Source organism: Paenibacillus sp. GCM10023252, assembly GCF_042653305.1.
In the GTDB taxonomy this organism is placed as follows: domain Bacteria; phylum Bacillota; class Bacilli; order Paenibacillales; family Paenibacillaceae; genus Pristimantibacillus.
Map to the genome: position 1 here is coordinate 47,249 of NZ_JBHSHW010000039.1, position 16,994 is coordinate 64,242.

The following is a 16,994-nucleotide window of genomic DNA, read 5'->3' on the forward strand; positions in this document are numbered from 1 at the left end:
ATTCCCCATCTATTGATCAAATCAACAAACTATCATACAAATCTAACAATGGAATGAAGCTGTTATTGCAATAGAGAAGCCCACCCTCCCCAAGGAGAGCGGGCCTGATTAAGCTGCTGTATGCTTCGTGCTTAGTTCTTCGTTAGTTCCACATCATCGAAGTATACATAATTGCCGGAGTTCGCCTTCGACCAGAAGCCGATCTCCACCTGCCCGTTCGATACTGCAATATTCGGCACCGTAATCTGCGTCCAGCCGCCTACAGGGATATTGCTGTTAATCTGAGAGCCTCCATAGTTTTTAAGCTCAACCCGCGATTCGAATTGTCCTCCGCTGGAGGTGACCCATGCCTTGAGCGTATACGTTCCGTTCGTAAGTCCCGTTACCGTCTGGTAGGTGTAGACGCCATAGTAAGCATTTTTCCAATGGGTGAGATGTGTGCCATCACGTCCGCCGTAGGTTTCCGTGTAGTCAGCCGCATCATCGCCAGCTTGCATAGCCCAGGTACTCCAGCCCGTCATGCCTGAATCGAACTTGGGATTGGTGACATAGTTGGTGGAGGCTGCGGCGTAGGTTTTGTTATTCTCATCAAGGATTAGTAATGTTACCGTATCAGCAGGCAGCGTATAGCCTGCGCTTGAAGTCAGCACGTCATATCTCACGCTGTCATACGTCACTCCCCAGCCATACACCCGCTTCACGGTGAATAAGGTGTTGCCTGGAATGGATGTCGACCAGCCGCTGAAGCTGATCTGAACGGTCTGGTCCGCTTCAGCACGGTTCACGAGCGCAAGCTTCTTCCAGCTGCCTCCGTAAGTGCCCATGAGATCCACCTTGGAGCTGTCGCTGGTCGATGTCGCAGCAATCGTACCGCCCATATCGGTATTGAACAGGTTATACAGATGTGCGGACGCCCGCTTGTTGTATGGTGCCCAGCCTTCCAGCTTGCCGTACCAGCCGTCGGACTCATTCCAAGCCATGGAGCCTGTTGCTCCAGCCTTCGTAATCGACATCATCGCCAGCGCGTCGAAGATCATTCCCTTCTCATTGTTCATCCGTCCATCCGGCGGGTTCCAGCTAATGTTGAACTCATCATGGAACGTCTCGATCTGACGAGTGGTGTAGGTCGAGATGATACTCTTGATCGCAGTCGTGGTTGCACCCAGCCCTTGTGCGCTCGCCCAGATGGAAGCATTCGTATCGCTCGTGCTGCCGCTGTTGTACGTATGGTAGGAGATGAAGTCCAGCTTCGCATGGGCATTCGCGACGAAGGTGTCGACGCGGGCAGTCAAGTCCGGCCTTGCAAAAGCGGGTCCGCCAATCTTAATCGTGGAGCTCTTCGCACGCATTGCATCATAGGCCTTCTTGTAGATGGTCGCAAGCTCTGCCATGTTGTTCGCATAGATATCGTCCTTCTCATTCGTCACTTCCCAATAGAGCACGTTGTGGCCTTGATTCAGGTTGACGATCTGCACAAGGTCCGCACAGAAGGCTGCATATGCATCGTACATATTCGTCTTCAGCTTGCCGGTGCCGTCGTCCATGTAAGCCGGCCAATTCGCAATGTTGATCATTCGAACCGGATTGTTGCTGAACGTATTCGTCAGGATCGTATTGATCTTCGTTGCATTCCAAGCGTAAGCGGATGTCGTTGGATTCTGTACCCAGCCCTCTCCTGTGCTGGAGTCGCCCATCTGATCGCCGCGGTGATAGCGGACGATTCCCGGCTTCATGTAGGACACATTCGCCTTGTAGTTCGTGTCAGAAGCAGCCGTACCTTCCTGCGCCTTGAACAGATTCAGTCCATAGCTGTAGCTCGTTGTTGATCCTTGCGAGGCTCCCCAGTTCACCGTTGCGGTGACCGATGCGGCGTAGGCGGGTGTTACAGTGGTCACGCTTGTTAGCAGCGCCGCTGCTGCCGCGAGCACCCCAAGCTTCTTGGTCCACTTCCAATTCATTAATAAGTCCTCCTCCGAGTGTGGTGTATGTAAGCGCTTCCTGCATGCTTACAAGCCTTACTTTACGCCCTCCTGCCGAAGCGCGCTATATTGCAAAACAACAATATCTAATATGAAATCACTACTTCTAAAGTAATTGGTCAGCAAAAACCCCCGCTCACCAGTAGTGAGCGGGGGTTCAACGTGGACTAGATGAAGCTGGCTTAACGATTACCTTACTTCACTTCGCCGTTCTTCTTCACGTGCACCGTGTTGCTAGAGACCGAGCGGTTACCTGCGGCATCGACCGCAACGATGGTCAGTTCTGCATGCTTCTTCGCATGACTTGCTGCAACAGTATATTGTGTCTCCGTGGAAGAGATAACCGTGACAAGCTTCTTCCCATCGTAGAGCTCGTAGCTAGTAACCGATGTGTTATCGTAGGCTGCCGTCCACACCAGCTTCACGCTGCCATCCCCTGCTGAGGAGCCTTGCAGCTGTACGGAGATGGGTGCTTGCGTATCCGGACTAGCTGTCACGAGGAGAGGCTGGCTGGCTTCCGAGAGGTTACCGGCAGCATCTCTCGCCTTAACGGTGAAGCTTGCGACTTCCTCCGGAGTTAAGCCGTGGATATAGTACGTCTGTGTTGGCGCTGCTGTCTGGCCAACATAGGTGCCATTCTTGTACACCTCATAGGCGGTCACGCGCACGTTGTCAGCGGCTGCCTGCCAGGAGATTGCGGCAGCTGTAGACGTACTGCTGATTATGGCTGCGCCAGCAGGTGCTGCCGGCGGGATGATGTCCGCGCCAGACAGAGCGGCTGCTTGCAGCCACAGCGTATTGCCCCAGTGGTTGTACTCCAGCGTGTATTCAATGTCCAGCGTCTGGCCCGGGGAGGCCGCTTGATAGGTTAGGCTGACCACCTTGCTCGCTGGACCGCCGCTGTTATTAATGACGGAAGGATCAGAGTCTTCGTTAGAAGTTACGAAGTCCGGCGCACTGCCGTCGCTCAAGCGGGCCTTCAGAATTCCCTTCGTCCCCATAACGCCCAGGTACAGCTTCAAGGTCTTCGCTGTCGTGTCTGCAGGGACGGAGAGCTTGAAGCCGGAGCCCTTCGGTCCGCCGGTTACTATTGCTGCGGGGACGTTCGTTCCTGCAGCCTCTGGTGTACCGTCAGACCAGGAGGCGCTGTGCGTCCCCCACCAATCCGCCGTATAGGCCTTCACATATTCTGCGCTGCCGATGGTGGCCAGAGCAGAGATCTGTTCGGGTACGCCCACCTTACGGACAGCTGCCTTAGGGTCCTCTGTATTCGTCCCCCACACGGTCCAGTCCAGATTGCCTTCCTTCGTCAGATCGGCACTGCCCGAAGGGGCTACGCTCCCGCGAAGCAGGGCAGCCTTCGGAGCAGACAGCGTCGCTCCTTGCAGCCATAGTGCATTGCCCCAATGGTTGTAATTCATCACATAGCTGATGGTCAAGGTCTGCCCTGGCGAGTTCGCCTTGAAGTTCAGTGTGACGACACGGCTCTTCGCTCCGCCGCTGTTATTAATGACATTCGGGCTGCTGTCCTCATAGGAGGTCACGAAGTCTGGCGCACTGCCGTCGCTCAGGCGGGCGGTCAGCACGCCCTTCGCTCCCATGACACCTAGGTACACCTTCAGCTGCTTCTCCGTCTCATCAGCAGGTACGGTGAAGGAGAATCCCTTGCCGGCTCCCTCGGCTACGATGGCCGCAGAGCTTGCATCCCCGCTTGCGATGGTATCGCCATCAGACCAGGTTGCGCTGTGCGTGCCCCACCACTGCGGGCTGTAGGCCGTCACGCTCGGCTCGCCGACCAGCGTTAGGCCTGAGATCTGGCCGCCCCCGTCCGCCTTGCGAACGGCGGACGCCGGGCTCGCGCCGTCGGTTCCCCAGACGGCCCAGTCGAGCGTGCCCTCCGCGGAATAATTCGCGGAGGAGCTGTCCGCTACGCGGCCGGTCAGGTTCGAGGCCGGCTCATCGATGCCGCCCGAGCCAGAGCCCGAGCCGGCTGGCGGCTCTTCTGCCGTAACCAGCGGAGGAGGCGTCAGGCTCGGCACGGTCGAGCTGTCTGTCCAGACGGTCACGGAGTGGGCAGGCAGGGCTATTGCATGCTGAGCAACGGCATCCCAAGTGGACGAACCAATTGCATAGCCAGCGGCAGATATCTGATGCTGCTGGATAGCGGCCTTGCTGCTCTTAAGCCCCTTGAAGGAGGTCTGCACGAGCTGCACATCATCCGAACGATTAACAATCATGTAGGACTGTGCCTTGTCCGGCTTGCCGCTGCGTACGGCATAGGCGACAAGCTTGCTCTCATCGCCAGATGCAGCTTGAACCGTCTCTCCGACGAAGTAATGGTTCAGCAGCTGGTAAGTGTGGGCTGCCGGCCGCAGCTTGTAGTCTTCTCCAGTTATCTTGCCATACACCCCGTCATAGTCATTCCAAGCCGCACCGCCATCCGCACCGAACCGCTGCGCATAGATCATAACTAGGGCATCGAAGACCGCTCCCTTGTTGCTCGACATACGGGGATCATTATTCGTCCAAGACCAGCTCACGTTGTACTCATCCAGCCAGATCGGAATATGGCGCTTCGGACTCGCCTCATCCACGATTGCCCGAATATCCTTCGTATGCTTGGCCAAGGAGTTAAGGGATGGATCCGCCGGGTTATGGACCCGGTTGTAGATCGTCTCATCCGACTGCCCGAGATCCCCGCTCGCATAGAAGTGATAGGACAGGAAGTCCAGCGTCCCCTCGTTCACCGTGCCGGCGACGAAGCGTTCTACCTGGTCGTACAGATCTCCCCTTGCAAAAGCAAGCCCGCCCGTCTGAATCGATGGGTCGACCGCCTTCATCGCCTTCGCCGTTACGTTGTAGATGTTCGTAAGCTCGTCCAGCCGGTCTGGCTCATTGTTGTTCCGGAAGTGGACGTAATACGGGTCATCCCGCTCATTCGTCGGCTCCCAATACTTAACCTTGAAGTCGTTATCCACATTCACGATACGAACTAGCTCTGCGCTGAAGTCTGCATAGTCCTGGACCTTGTCGCTATCCAGGTAGCCGTCACTGTCCGTGTCCATCCACTCCGGCCAGCCGGGAATGTTGAGCAGCAGCTCAGGGTGCTCCGGGCTAAGAGCTTCGAGCGCTTGCTTAATCTTGGCGGCATCCCAGCGCTTATTCGCCTTATCTATCCATCCATTGGGTTCGCTGGAATCGTTCATTACTTCCCAGCTATGAAGGCGGAGCAGCCCGGGATTCATATAGTTCAGCTTCTTGTTGTACTCCTCGCTTCCGGACACCTCCGGATTAAAGGTCTGGAAGCCGTTCAGCCCGTACATGAAGTCCGAGACCTTGCCCTTCTCTTCCTTCCAGTTCACTTGCACGGGAACGGCTGCAGGCGAGGCAGACGCCTGCACTGGAGTGATTGGGGTTGCTGCCAGCGTAATAGACAGCAGGGCAGCCCCTAGTGCGGGCAGGAGCCTCTTGCCTGATTTGAACTGAAGCTTGGGGTTGGACTGAGACTGAGACTGGAATTGAGTGTGAGACGTTAACTTTGACATGAACGTTGTTCGCAGCTTTGACTTCGTCAACATGAATACCTCCTTTGGATCCTTTTGATTCACTTTTCATCATAGAGGGTCATGTAAGCCCTTACTATTCAGCAAAACAACAAAATCTAATACTAAATCAACAACTCGTCAGGCAGCTTCCAGTCAGGTGTGAATGGGATGTGCTTGCGATGCTTGCGTTATGCAGGAATGGAGTACACTATTAGAAGGAGAGTTGGATAGCCATAATTGAGGTGATTATGCATGTATGGAATGGGAAGTCGTGCGCAGATGGACAATCGGAAGCCGAAGCGCGGGAGCATCTGGGAGATGTACCGGAGGATGTTCTGGCAAGTGAAGTCGCAGTGGGGACTTATGGTTATGGCGATGGTGTCCATCGTGGCCGTATCGTTGTTAGAATTCGTCATTCCGCAGCTGTCGCAATATACGATTGATGTCGTTATTCCTGAGAGACGATACAGCGCATTAGTGTGGATTGGGCTGGGGGTGCTGGGAACGGCGCTGCTGCTGGCCTTGTTCGGTTATCTGTGCAGTCTGGCTATGGCCACTGTTGGGCAAAAGGCGGTCTACGACCTGCGCGGGCAGCTCTACCGCCATCTTCAGTCGCTCGATGTAGCCTTCTTCGACCGCAACCGGACGGGGGATCTCATGTCCCGGGTGACGAGTGATGTCGGCATGCTTCAGCAGCTTGTCTCCTCCGGTATGATGTCGATCGTGACGGATCTGGTTACCTTCTTCGCAGTTGCGGGATATATGATGTGGATCGACTGGCAGCTCACGCTGCTCGTGCTCGCTACATTCCCGTTCATGTTCTTCGCGACACGTCTCTTCTCGAGGCGTATTCGAGCGGCCTTCCGGCGCATACAGGAGTCCGTTGCCGAGGTGACCAATCACTTACAGGATACGCTGTCTTCTATCCGTCTCATGAAGGCCTTCTCGACCGAGGAGGAGGAATCGGAGCGGTTCGCGGCTCGCAGCCTGGTGAATCGGGAGGCGAACCTGTCCGCGGTGAAGCTGCGGGCGGTGTATGAGCCGCTCATTGACCTGCTGATCTATGCCGGGCTGGCAATCGTGCTCATCTTCGGAGCACGGCAGACGATGAGAGGGACGATGACGGTAGGGACGATCGTCGCCTTCCTCGCCTATCTCCGGCTGCTGCAGAATCCGGTCCGCCGCTTCTCCCGCACGCTGAACACGATCCAGCAATCAGCGGCTGCGTATGAGCGTATCATGGAGGTGCTCAGTACGCAGCCGCAGATTGTTGACAAGGCGGACGCCCTGGAGTTAGGGGAGGTGCGGGGGCATGTCGTGTTCCGGGATGTGACCTTCGCCTACGCGACGGGTGGAGGGCTGGGCCCCGCAGGTGCTATGTCTAGCAAGAGGGGGTCGCGCCTGCGCGTGTCGGACGGCCGCTCAGTCGATGAGAGCAGGCAGCGGGGAGTTGCAGCAGAGAGCACGGTGAGTGTTGCTAAGCCAGTCTCTGTGCTGGAGCAATTTAATTTTGAGATGCTGCCTGGCGAGGTTACGGCCTTAGTCGGCTCCTCTGGCGCGGGCAAGTCAACCATTACACATCTGCTGACTCGGTTTTATGACCCTCAGTCAGGACAGGTGTTGATTGACGGGCATGATCTAACGGATGTACGTATCCGTTCGCTGCGCAGACAGATGGGCATCGTTTCTCAGGATATTATTTTATTGAACGGGACGATTCGAGAGAACTTAATGTACGGTAAGCCGGATGCTAGCGTAGCAGAGGTGGAAGCGGCCGCTCGTGCGGCCCATGCACATGAGTTCATCATGTCATTCCCTGATGGGTACGACTCCCAGATTGGGGAGCGTGGAGTGAAGCTGTCCGGAGGACAGAAGCAGCGCTTGTCTATTGCCCGGGCAATACTGAAGGATCCACGCCTTATCATCTTGGATGAGGCTACCTCCTCCCTCGATACCGAGTCGGAGAAGGCGATCCAAGACGCGCTAGACACGCTGCTAGTAGGTCGCACCTCACTGGTTATTGCCCACAGGCTGTCGACCATTAGGCGTGCGAACCGCATCTACGTCCTCGACAAGGGCCAGATTATCGAGTCGGGCACCCACGACACCCTACTCGCCTTAGGCGGCAGATACAAGCAGCTGTATGAGCTGCAATTCCCGCAGGGTGGTGCCCGGGCGGAGCTAGCTCAAGGGCAGCTTTAATTCAGCAGGAATATTCACGAATAGAGGACACTCATTAAGGAGTGTCTTCTTTACTTCTTTGTATTCTTATAGATCTTATAAATCATAATCATAAAGTAAGATACAATGACTAGGTTAATTAATGAACTAATTCTTGATTCCGTGCTAGTAAATTCAAACAACGTAAAGACTTTCTCCATCATAATCATCTCCTCATAAATGTTATAACACACTGATTTAATTAGTTTCCTAGCAAAGTCAACACTCTTTATTCTGCATCTTCCACTCATTGTTCGCGCGGCTGCGGGGATAACCCTTTTTATTGGTCATCAGCGAGATTAACCGAGCGTGGATAGGATATAAAGTGCACCTCCAGCACCCACCCACCCATGCCAGCACGAATAGCGTATGAAATGGACCTCTACAAAAAAAGGCATTGCCCCACAAGGAGCAATGCCTTATTCGTACTAACTAGCTACTTAAACCCCCGAGTCCTTCCTCACGCTCGACGTCTGCGCACGAAGCCCTCCGGCAACACCCGCCGCACCTGCTCCTGCACCAGTTCCAGCGCCTCCAGCGCCTACACCCCCGGCGCCCAGCCGCTCCGCTCCATCCCCGCGGCCCATGAACGGCCACCAGTTGGCGGGCCCGAACATGCGGACCATGACGGGAATGAACAACGGCAGCATGACCAGCGCGTACAGGAACAGCCCGCACAGCACGATCGTTGCAATCTGCAGCAGCGACATGACACCCGAAGGCAGCATTGCCGCGAACGTTCCGCCAAGTATGACCGCTGCGGACATAATGACCGTCCCCATATTGCGCATCGCTTCAAGTATCGCCTCCTGAGGAGACAGATGGCGATATTCCTTGAACCGATCCATCAGGAAGATGCTATAGTCAATGCCCAGCGCGACCAGCAGCACGAAGCCGAAGAACGGCACCGACCAGCTAATCCCCGTATACCCCAGCCAGCGCACGAAGATCACTTCAGCAATCGCCATCGACGTGTAGAACGTCAGCCACAGCGACAGGATGAGGTACAGCGGCATCACGATGGAGCGGAACATGACAACCAGAATAATGAAGATGCCCACCAGCATCAGCAGCACCGTCCGCGAATAATCCTCAGCCGAGATGCTTCCGAGGTCATGATTAATGCTCGTCACCCCGCCGACCGCAACCTTCGCACCCTCGAAGCTGCCACCCGCAAGCCCCCGAGCTACAGCCGCCTCGAGATCCGGAATCTTCTTCATCGTCTCTTCCTCATACGGATTCCCTGTGAAAACAACATCAAACTTCGCCATCTTCCGATCCTCCGACAAATAAACACCCAGACCTTGCTGGAAGCCCTCGCTAGCAATGGCTTCCTTCGGAATGAACCAGCCCGTCAGCTGCTTATCCGGCGAACCAGCCAGCTCATTCAAGTAGCCCTCCGCCGAGCCGAGGCCGTCCGTCACTTGCGTCAGTCCGTCCACACTCTTGTCGAGTCCGTCCGTCAGCGCACCGAGCTGACCATTCAGCTCAGCGAACCCGCTCTGCAGCTCCCGCTGCCCGCCAGCGATCTGGTCGATGCCGCCTGTCAGCTCCGGCAGCTTCGAGACGATCTGGCCTTGCCCAGCGGCCGCAGCCGCTACGCCCTTCTGCAGCTCAGCAAGCCCAGCCGCCAGCCTTCCCAATCCAACAGATAGCTGCTCCTGCCCGCCCGCTGCCTTCGCATACCCTGCATTGGCCTGCGCCAACCCTCCACGAACACCTGCCAGCTGGCTGTTCAAGCCGCCTAGCTGCTCACTAAGTCCAGCAGCCTCCTGCTCAAGCTTACCAGCTTGACTTACCGCTGCCTTGTAATCCGGATCGTCCTGCAGCTCAGGATTCGCAGCACCCAGCTTATCAAGCACACCGCTCAGCTCGCCGAGGCCAGCGCCCAGCTCCTCCTGCCTGCTAGCAACAGCATCGTATGCATCCGCCAGCTGACCAAGTCCCGCTTCCGCTCCTTGATAGCTGCCAAGCAGCTGCTTGCTCGCCGCAGCGAGCTGCACCGCGCTAGCTCGAGCTTGCTCCACCCCGGCCGCAAGCTCCTTCGCTCCGACAGAGCCATCAGCTAGGCCTCGCTGCAGCTTCCGAAGTCCTTCGCCAAGCTGCACGACGCCCGCCTTCAGCCCTTCTGTACCGCGAACCAGCTCGCCCGCGCCTGCCACGGCCTTATCCAGCTTCGGCGCATTCTCACGGAGCGACTCACTCGCCTCAGACAGCCCGCTTCCTATCTCGCCCAAGCCGTCGCCGCTCTTGCCCAGACCATCCTCCAGCTGCCCCACCTGGTCGGTGACCTGCAGCTCCTCGAGCGGCTCGCCAGTCGGGCGAGTCGCGCTTCGCACGGCCTTCACCCCTTCGACGTTCGCCAGCTCACGACTAACGCGCTCCAGCACAGCCAGCCCTTCCGGAGTATCCAGCGGCTCCCCAGCCTTCACAACAATAGTGGAAGGCAGCGAGTCGCCCGGCCCGAAGCTCTCTGATATCAGATTGAAGCCGCGAACAGAAGCATACTTATCACCAATCTCGTCCAGCGAGTTGAACGAAGTGGCTCCCTTGTACCCGACTAAGAAAGGCACGATGAGCACGGCGAGTACCACAAGCGCCCAGAGCGGCTTGCGCAGCGAGAAGCTGCCTACTGCTCCCCACAGCCTGCTCTGCTTATGCTCTAATGAACCTCGTGCCGGCCAGAATAGCTTCGTGCCCAAGACCGCCATGAAGAACGGAACGATCGTGTACAGCGCGATGAGCAGCACTGCAACTCCCACCGCGACCGCAACCGCTGAGCGGTACAGCACGAAGGTCGAGAAGCCGATTGACGCGAAGCCGACCAAGACTGCCAGTGCCGAGAACAGCACGGTACGGCCCGCGGTACGGTACGTCGTCAGGATCGCTTCGGTCTTATCCCCATGATGCGCCAGCTCTTCCTTGAACCGGCTGATGAGCAATATGCAATAATCGGTCCCGATGCCGAACATGACCGCGACCATGAAGATCTGCGTGAACGTCGACAGCGGGAAGTCCACATACTCCACTAAGTAAGCAACGACCGACTGCGACACCAAGTAAGAGAAGCCGACCGCCAGCAGCGGAACAATCGGTGCAACCGCCGAGCGGAAGACGACGAATAGGATGACGAGGATGAAGCCTACTGTGATGTACTCGGTTTTTTGCAACCCTTCCTGAGAGCTCTGAATTACGTCCTCCTGAATGATCCAATTCCCCGTATAGTAGTGGTCGACCTTCACGCCAGACAATACTTCGTACAGCGCATCCCGCTGTTCCGCCTGCGACCGTTCCCCGAAGTCAACGCCAATGAGCGTCAGCGCGGTCTTGCCGTCCTTCGCCACCAGCTGGTCCTTCAGCTCCTCCGAGCTGAAGTGCGACGTCACCGAAGTGATGCCGACCTCCTCGCCCTCGTCCGCAAGCTTCGCCACCGCAGCCTTCATCTCCGCATAGTCCGCGTCTGTCAGCCCGGATTCCCTATGCCACACGAGCACGGTTGACTCCCCCGCGCCTCCATTGTCTGCGTCGAATTCAGCCAGCAGCTGTCCGGCGACCTTCGACGAATACCCGTCTGGAACGTCGATCTGCCCCTTCTCCCTGACCAGCCCTTCCATCCCTGGCGCGCTCACCATCAGCACGACCGTTGCCGCCAGCCACAGCGCGATGATTGCCCATCTTAGCTTCAGTACCGTCTTCATTCTCTCCCCTGCCCCTCTCTAGCCTTCATGCGGTGATTCCATCAATACAGCTGCTAGCTTCTCATACGTTCGAATAAAAAGCTTCGCTTCCTCATCATCAAAATGGCATAAGTACCCGCCAAGCAAATCCTCAATCTTCCCTTCCATCTCGCTGGCAATGTCGCGCCCCTCCTGCGTTAACGTCAAGTAGGTGACCCTGCGGTCCTTCTCATCCGGCAGCCTGGTGATGAAGCCTTTCTCCACCAGTCTGGTGATGATGGCCGTAATAGAGCTCTTACCCACGCAGAACACATCGGCCAGCTCCGAAGAAGTGGTTCTCTCGCGGCTCCGCATATAGCGAAGGGTTGAGAATTGATCTATGGTAATATCGCCCGGCATGAGCTCCCTCATCATGGCGGACAGTCTGCGATTGACCGTGAAGGACGCCTCCTCGTAGCGATTAATGATATCGGTCAGCTGTGCTCGATTCATGCTGCTCTCCTGCCTTCCTTGCTAGTTCTATAGACGAATGGTTCGTGAAGCAAATAGTTCGACAGATGAACTATATCAGATGGCACTGCCGAGCGTCAATCGAACTTTCTCATTATACGAGCGACATGGTATAGTAATGCCTAGAATAATGAAGGAGCTGTGACCCACTATGTTAAGCAAAATCCCAATGATCATCGACGCCGACACCGGCATCGACGACGCTCTCGCCATCCTCTATGCGCTGAAGTCGCCTGAGATAGACCTGATTGGTATCACCACGGTATTCGGCAATACTTCCGTAGAGCAGGCGACGGACAATACGCTCCGTCTGCTGAAGCTGGCTGGCGCCGATGTGCCGGTCGCGATGGGCGCCGCGAAGCCGCTCGCCCGCCCGTGGCCGGGGACGGTCGCGGAAGTGCATGGCGAGAATGGCATCGGTGATGCCCAGCTCGCCCCATCCGACCAGCAGCCGCTCGGGGAGTCTGCGGCTGAATTCCTCGTCCGCAAGGCGAATGAGCTTGCGGGTGAGCTGGTCATCGTGCCGGTCGGCCGCATGACCAACCTTGCAGAGGCGCTCCGTCTTGATCCGGAGCTGCCGCGCAAGGTCAAGCAGGTCGTCATCATGGGCGGGAACGTGTACGCTCCCGGCAACATCACTCCGACCTCCGAGGCTAACTTCTTCGGCGATCCGGAGTCCGCCGACCTCGTCATGCAGTCCGGACTGCCGATCATTATGGTGGGCCTCGATGTAACGATGAAGACCATCTTCAATCAAGGACACCTCGATGTGCTCAACCGCTCAGCTCAGCCCGAGAACCGGGAGCTCGTTCAGTTCCTGAACGAGGCTCTGCCGTTCTACTTCACCTTCTACCAGAAGGTGAACAACTTCGTGGCCGGCTGCGCTATGCATGACCCGCTCGCGGTCATGGTCGCGGTCAACCCGACGCTCGTTCGCACACAGACGATGCGCGTTCAGATCGAGTGCGAGAGCACGCGGGTACCCGGCATGGTCATCGCCGACCTTCGCGCCAAGCCAAGCGCCGGCACCGCCGTCCAGGTATGCGTCGAAGTCAACGCCGAAGCCGCGCTCAACCAGCTGCTGGCGGTGTTCTAACATCGATTGACGGTTTGTGAATATGCAAGTTAGCAACAACTGCTGAATTATTTTCCAGATTGATCTGGTGTACTAGGTTGGGGTGACTCATCCCAACCTATCCTAACTACCACTACGCTACTATGTGAAGTCACTATTCCCCTTTCGTAGACTAATACCCTATGTACGCAATCCCCCCTTTTCACAGCCAATACTCACTTAAGTTCCGTTACCCCACTGGTTTTAACCTCTCCGGCTCTGTATTTCTTATTTTTCCCTCTCTTCCTTTCATATCCCTATTAACTCGCTTATCCCCTTTTCGACATATTTTTATTTTATTTTTTCTAAACTTACAATTTTTACATGGAAATTTAGAAATCCCCATGGTAATATCGGGAAAGTTATAGTTCTTAAAGACTATCGTTCCGTACAGACTGTACCTAGTAGAGGGGGTCTTTTTTCCTACGATTGAAGTTGGTCCACAAAAAGAATGAGTAATTATTGGAACAAAAAACTATAATTCGGAGGTATTCTCTAACTGTGAAAAAAACAGTAGCAAGCATCGTATCAGGACTTCTAATCGCATCTACCACTATGGCGTCTCTAGGATTCGCCGCAACGGATTCATCCTTCAAGGATATCGAGAACTCTTACGCTAAGGACGCAATCATCGAGCTTCAAGAACTGGGTATTCTGAACGGTATTGACGGAGACAGCTTCAACCCGAAGGGCACACTTACTCGTGCTCAGTTCGTTACGATTATCGTCAAGGCACTTGGTCTACCAATTAATGACACAACAACACACTTCACAGACGTAAGCGGCTGGGCACTCCCTTACATCGAAGCGGCTTACAATGCTGGCGTAATTAACGGTACTAGTCCCAACGCCTTCAACCCGAACGCTCCGCTGACTCGCGAGATGGCTGCTGTCATTCTTGTTAAGGCACTAGGTACTGAGGTAGAGCTGCAGGAAGGCAGTGAGCTGAAGTTCAAGGATGCTGACAAGATCTCTTCATGGGCTAAGGATTACATAGCTACTGCGGTAAAGTACGAGTTAATTAATGGCAACCCGGACGGCACATTCAACCCTAAAGGAAGCGCTACTCGTGAAATGGCGGCAGTAATGGGCTCTAACCTTCTAACTTCAGTAGAAGTAGAGATAACTAAGCCTGACCCGACTCCTACACCTACACCTACGCCTACACCGACTCCAACACCTACCCCAACCCCGCCAAGTAGCGGTGGTAATGGTGGCAGCACTGGCGGCAGCGGTTCAACTGCAGATACTACTGCACCGACAGTACCAACTGGTTTAACTACTTCAACTATTGGTATTGAGGACATTACTCTGGCTTGGACAGCTGCCACGGATAACGTTGGCGTGGTAAAGTATGAAATTTATCAATACGGTGAAAAAATTGGTACGAGTAATGTACCAAGCTTTACTGTTCAAAACTTAATTCCTGACTGGCAATACGTATTCACCGTAATTGCAGTTGATAACGCTGGAAACATATCTTTGTCTAGCGACGAGCTTATAGTTAGGACCAAGGACGTAGTAGTTGCACAGGGTGTTGACGCAACTACACTTTCGAATGCTATTGAAGAAGCGGAAAATCTGTATTTCTCTACATTTATCAGCGTAGATGGTTCAAACGTTCCAACTATATATGGTTGGGTGACAGAAGCAGTGGATAGCGCATTTTACGATGTTATAATTACTTCTAAATTTGCTAAGGGTACTGTAAGTTCACCGCAAGAAGTCGCTGCTGCTGTAAGAGTATTGGAAGACGCTACTGCTACTTATGAAGCTGAAATCAAGCCGGGTACCAATGTAGATATGATTCTAGACTACACTGGTCTAGAAGCTGCTGTAGATGAACATGAGGATTACATGAACGCCAACTCTTGGATAATTAGCGTAAATGGTTCAGAAATACCAACAAACGAATACTGGGTAACCCAGGCTGAATTTGACACTCTAAGTGCTGCTCTTAATTCAGCGACACTTGTTTATAGTACTGCACTCACTCAAAAAGAACTCGATGATGCAATAGTATTACTAACCGATGCAAAAACTGCCTTTGAAGCGTCAAAAAAAGCTGGTCTTAAGGCTATTCCTCAAACGAATCTTGACATCACGGCATCGGATGTAAGTGCTGCAACGGTTGGTCAGGAATTCAATCTAGAAGTTAACATTCAGGGTGTTGTTGTAGAGGCTGACAAGTCGAAGAAAGTTAGACTCTATGCACGAGTGGAATCCGGGAATCTTGCCTCTGCTGATGTTACAATTGGTGCATCATCAGCTGGTACACCTGAACATATAACCAGCGCTAGCAAACTTACTTACGCTTGGGGACCACAAGGAGGATTTGAGCTTAACCAGGTGTCAGATTATTATAAATTACCTGATGGGTTGACTACTAATTTCCCTGTTACTATTGCAAAAGCCGGTACGTATACAATTACTTACGAGTTGCGTGACGCCACCAATGATGAAGTTTTGTTCACTGGATTCAACACAATTACAGTTGCCCCATAATACATGAGAACCAATGGCTCTCTTAGACTGTCGAGAAAGTCTCGGCAGTCTTTCTTTTTCGGTCAGATACATAACTGCGTAATTATAATACATGCACTCTTTCGTTACAGAAAAGAAATCAGCCCCTCAAAAAACAAAAGAGAAACCAGCTGTTGTTTAAACAGGTTTCTCTAAGAACAGGAGTTTTTAATGAATTTCCACTTTCAAAAACTAGTTTTACCACTAGGATTAATAATAGTTGTTTACTTTGATATCTAGTATTTTTATCAACCACCCAGCACATCAACCAAGCTTACAAATAAAACAACATACACCATTCCACCCAATGGAAGAATTACTAGATGCAGCAAGCCTCTCACAACGAGCAGCCTTGTCCTAACCGCAGCTGCACGACCTCCAAGCAGCAACCATTGTACGATTGCACCAGTGATGGCCAGACTGCCCAACACCGCTAACACAGCTAGCAGGATGGGCACTACAGGAGCTGCCATTCCTACTTCATCTGCTGATGACTGCTTATATACAAGTCTTACGAACCACTCATTAAGCAGCCAAGAAGCCCCGTAGGTAACTCCGATATAGATTAGAATAGACTGCAGCGTTACAAGGTTGTCCAACTTCTCTCGACGATTAAGCCAGGTAAGTCCTCCCACGGACAACAGACCAAGCACAAGATAAGTTAGAGTTACTAGTGTCGGGGTACTCATATACGATCTCTCCTATGTTCATTCTAGATGCTATCTGCTCCTATACGAGCGCCCCAGCCAATAGGTTGCTTGTTAACTCAAGTACCGCTCCCGAAGCACCCCGACATGATGGCGTTCATGACCGGCCATGATGTAGGCAATCGCTCGGGCGGAGCAAGGGTGGCCGTTAGCTGTACCTCTCCTTAACAACGCCTCCTCACCCAGGCTCTTCAGGAGTGCCACAGATGACCGCCGCACAGCGGAATATTCTTCGAGCAGGTCGGTGAGCGGACGGTCGTCGAAGGCCGCACTTCGGACATAATCGTCCTCCTCGTAGCCTGCGAGCGGAGTCTGGTCTCCTCTAGCTATTCGAAGCAGGCGGTAGCTCATGATGCGCTCCGTGTCCACAATATGCCCCAGCAGCTCCTTCACACTCCACTTGCCTGGTGCATAGCGGTGAAGAGCACCCTCCTCGCCAAGGCCGTGAATGAGCTGGACAACTTCCTGTACAGATTGCTCCAGTACCTCCAGAGGATGAAGATCCTTCACTAGCCGAACATACGTCTCATAGAACGGTGCGTATTCGTCTGGGCTTACACGCATGGCAGTTCCCCCTTGTTACGAAGATGTGCTTATTGTAACTTATTTGACAAGCTGCCGTCATCGTCATCGCCTCCAGTCAAGTGTGTCTAACAGCAGGAATACCATGAGATATGGCGAATAATAGGAGCTACAGATACTCAGCATACCTTGCTCCA

9 protein-coding genes are annotated in these 16,994 nt (G+C 54.1%); 3 read left to right on the forward strand and 6 right to left on the reverse strand.

Going from position 1 to position 16,994, the window contains the following annotated elements:
• Nucleotides 1-131: 131 nt before the first annotated feature.
• Nucleotides 132-1,958 carry a GH39 family glycosyl hydrolase gene (locus tag ACFO9Q_RS21805; RefSeq protein WP_379185696.1) on the reverse strand — a complete coding sequence of 609 codons (1,827 nt, stop codon included), beginning with the start codon at nt 1,956-1,958 and terminating at the stop codon, nt 132-134.
• Nucleotides 1,959-2,173: 215 nt separating this feature from the next.
• Nucleotides 2,174-5,557 (reverse strand): GH39 family glycosyl hydrolase, encoded by a 3,384-nt coding sequence (locus ACFO9Q_RS21810; protein ID WP_379185697.1) that lies wholly within the window; start codon nt 5,555-5,557, stop codon nt 2,174-2,176.
• 246 nt (nt 5,558-5,803) lie between these two features.
• On the opposite strand from ACFO9Q_RS21810, the gene ACFO9Q_RS21815 reads away from it, so the two are divergent.
• Nucleotides 5,804-7,726 (forward strand): ABC transporter ATP-binding protein, encoded by a 1,923-nt coding sequence (locus ACFO9Q_RS21815; protein WP_379185698.1) that lies wholly within the window; start codon nt 5,804-5,806, stop codon nt 7,724-7,726.
• A gap of 458 nt (nt 7,727-8,184) precedes the next feature.
• Here the strand turns inward: ACFO9Q_RS21815 and ACFO9Q_RS21820 are convergent, their stop codons facing one another.
• Together ACFO9Q_RS21820 and ACFO9Q_RS21825 are read right to left on the reverse strand one after the other, a co-directional pair.
• Nucleotides 8,185-11,442 carry an efflux RND transporter permease subunit gene (locus ACFO9Q_RS21820; protein WP_379185699.1) on the reverse strand — a complete coding sequence of 1,086 codons (3,258 nt, stop codon included), beginning with the start codon at nt 11,440-11,442 and terminating at the stop codon, nt 8,185-8,187.
• An 18-nt stretch (nt 11,443-11,460) separates the two neighbouring features.
• The gene (locus ACFO9Q_RS21825) at nt 11,461-11,913 is read right to left on the reverse strand and encodes a MarR family winged helix-turn-helix transcriptional regulator (RefSeq protein ID WP_379185700.1); all 453 of its coding nucleotides are present in this window, start codon (nt 11,911-11,913) and stop codon (nt 11,461-11,463) included.
• 169 nt (nt 11,914-12,082) lie between these two features.
• Between ACFO9Q_RS21825 and ACFO9Q_RS21830 the strand changes: the two genes are divergently transcribed.
• Nucleotides 12,083-13,027 (forward strand): nucleoside hydrolase, encoded by a 945-nt coding sequence (locus ACFO9Q_RS21830; protein ID WP_379185701.1) that lies wholly within the window; start codon nt 12,083-12,085, stop codon nt 13,025-13,027.
• A 519-nt stretch (nt 13,028-13,546) separates the two neighbouring features.
• The gene (locus ACFO9Q_RS21835; RefSeq protein ID WP_379185702.1) at nt 13,547-15,550 is read left to right on the forward strand and encodes an S-layer homology domain-containing protein; all 2,004 of its coding nucleotides are present in this window, start codon (nt 13,547-13,549) and stop codon (nt 15,548-15,550) included.
• A 266-nt stretch (nt 15,551-15,816) separates the two neighbouring features.
• Here ACFO9Q_RS21835 and ACFO9Q_RS21840 read toward each other — a convergent pair whose 3' ends face one another.
• Nucleotides 15,817-16,257, reverse strand: a complete 441-nt coding sequence (locus ACFO9Q_RS21840; protein WP_379185703.1) for a hypothetical protein — start codon at nt 16,255-16,257, stop codon at nt 15,817-15,819.
• 72 nt (nt 16,258-16,329) lie between these two features.
• Complete coding sequence (locus ACFO9Q_RS21845) at nt 16,330-16,839, reverse strand: DinB family protein (RefSeq protein WP_379185704.1); 510 nt, start codon at nt 16,837-16,839, stop codon at nt 16,330-16,332.
• Nucleotides 16,840-16,994 lie beyond the last annotated feature (155 nt).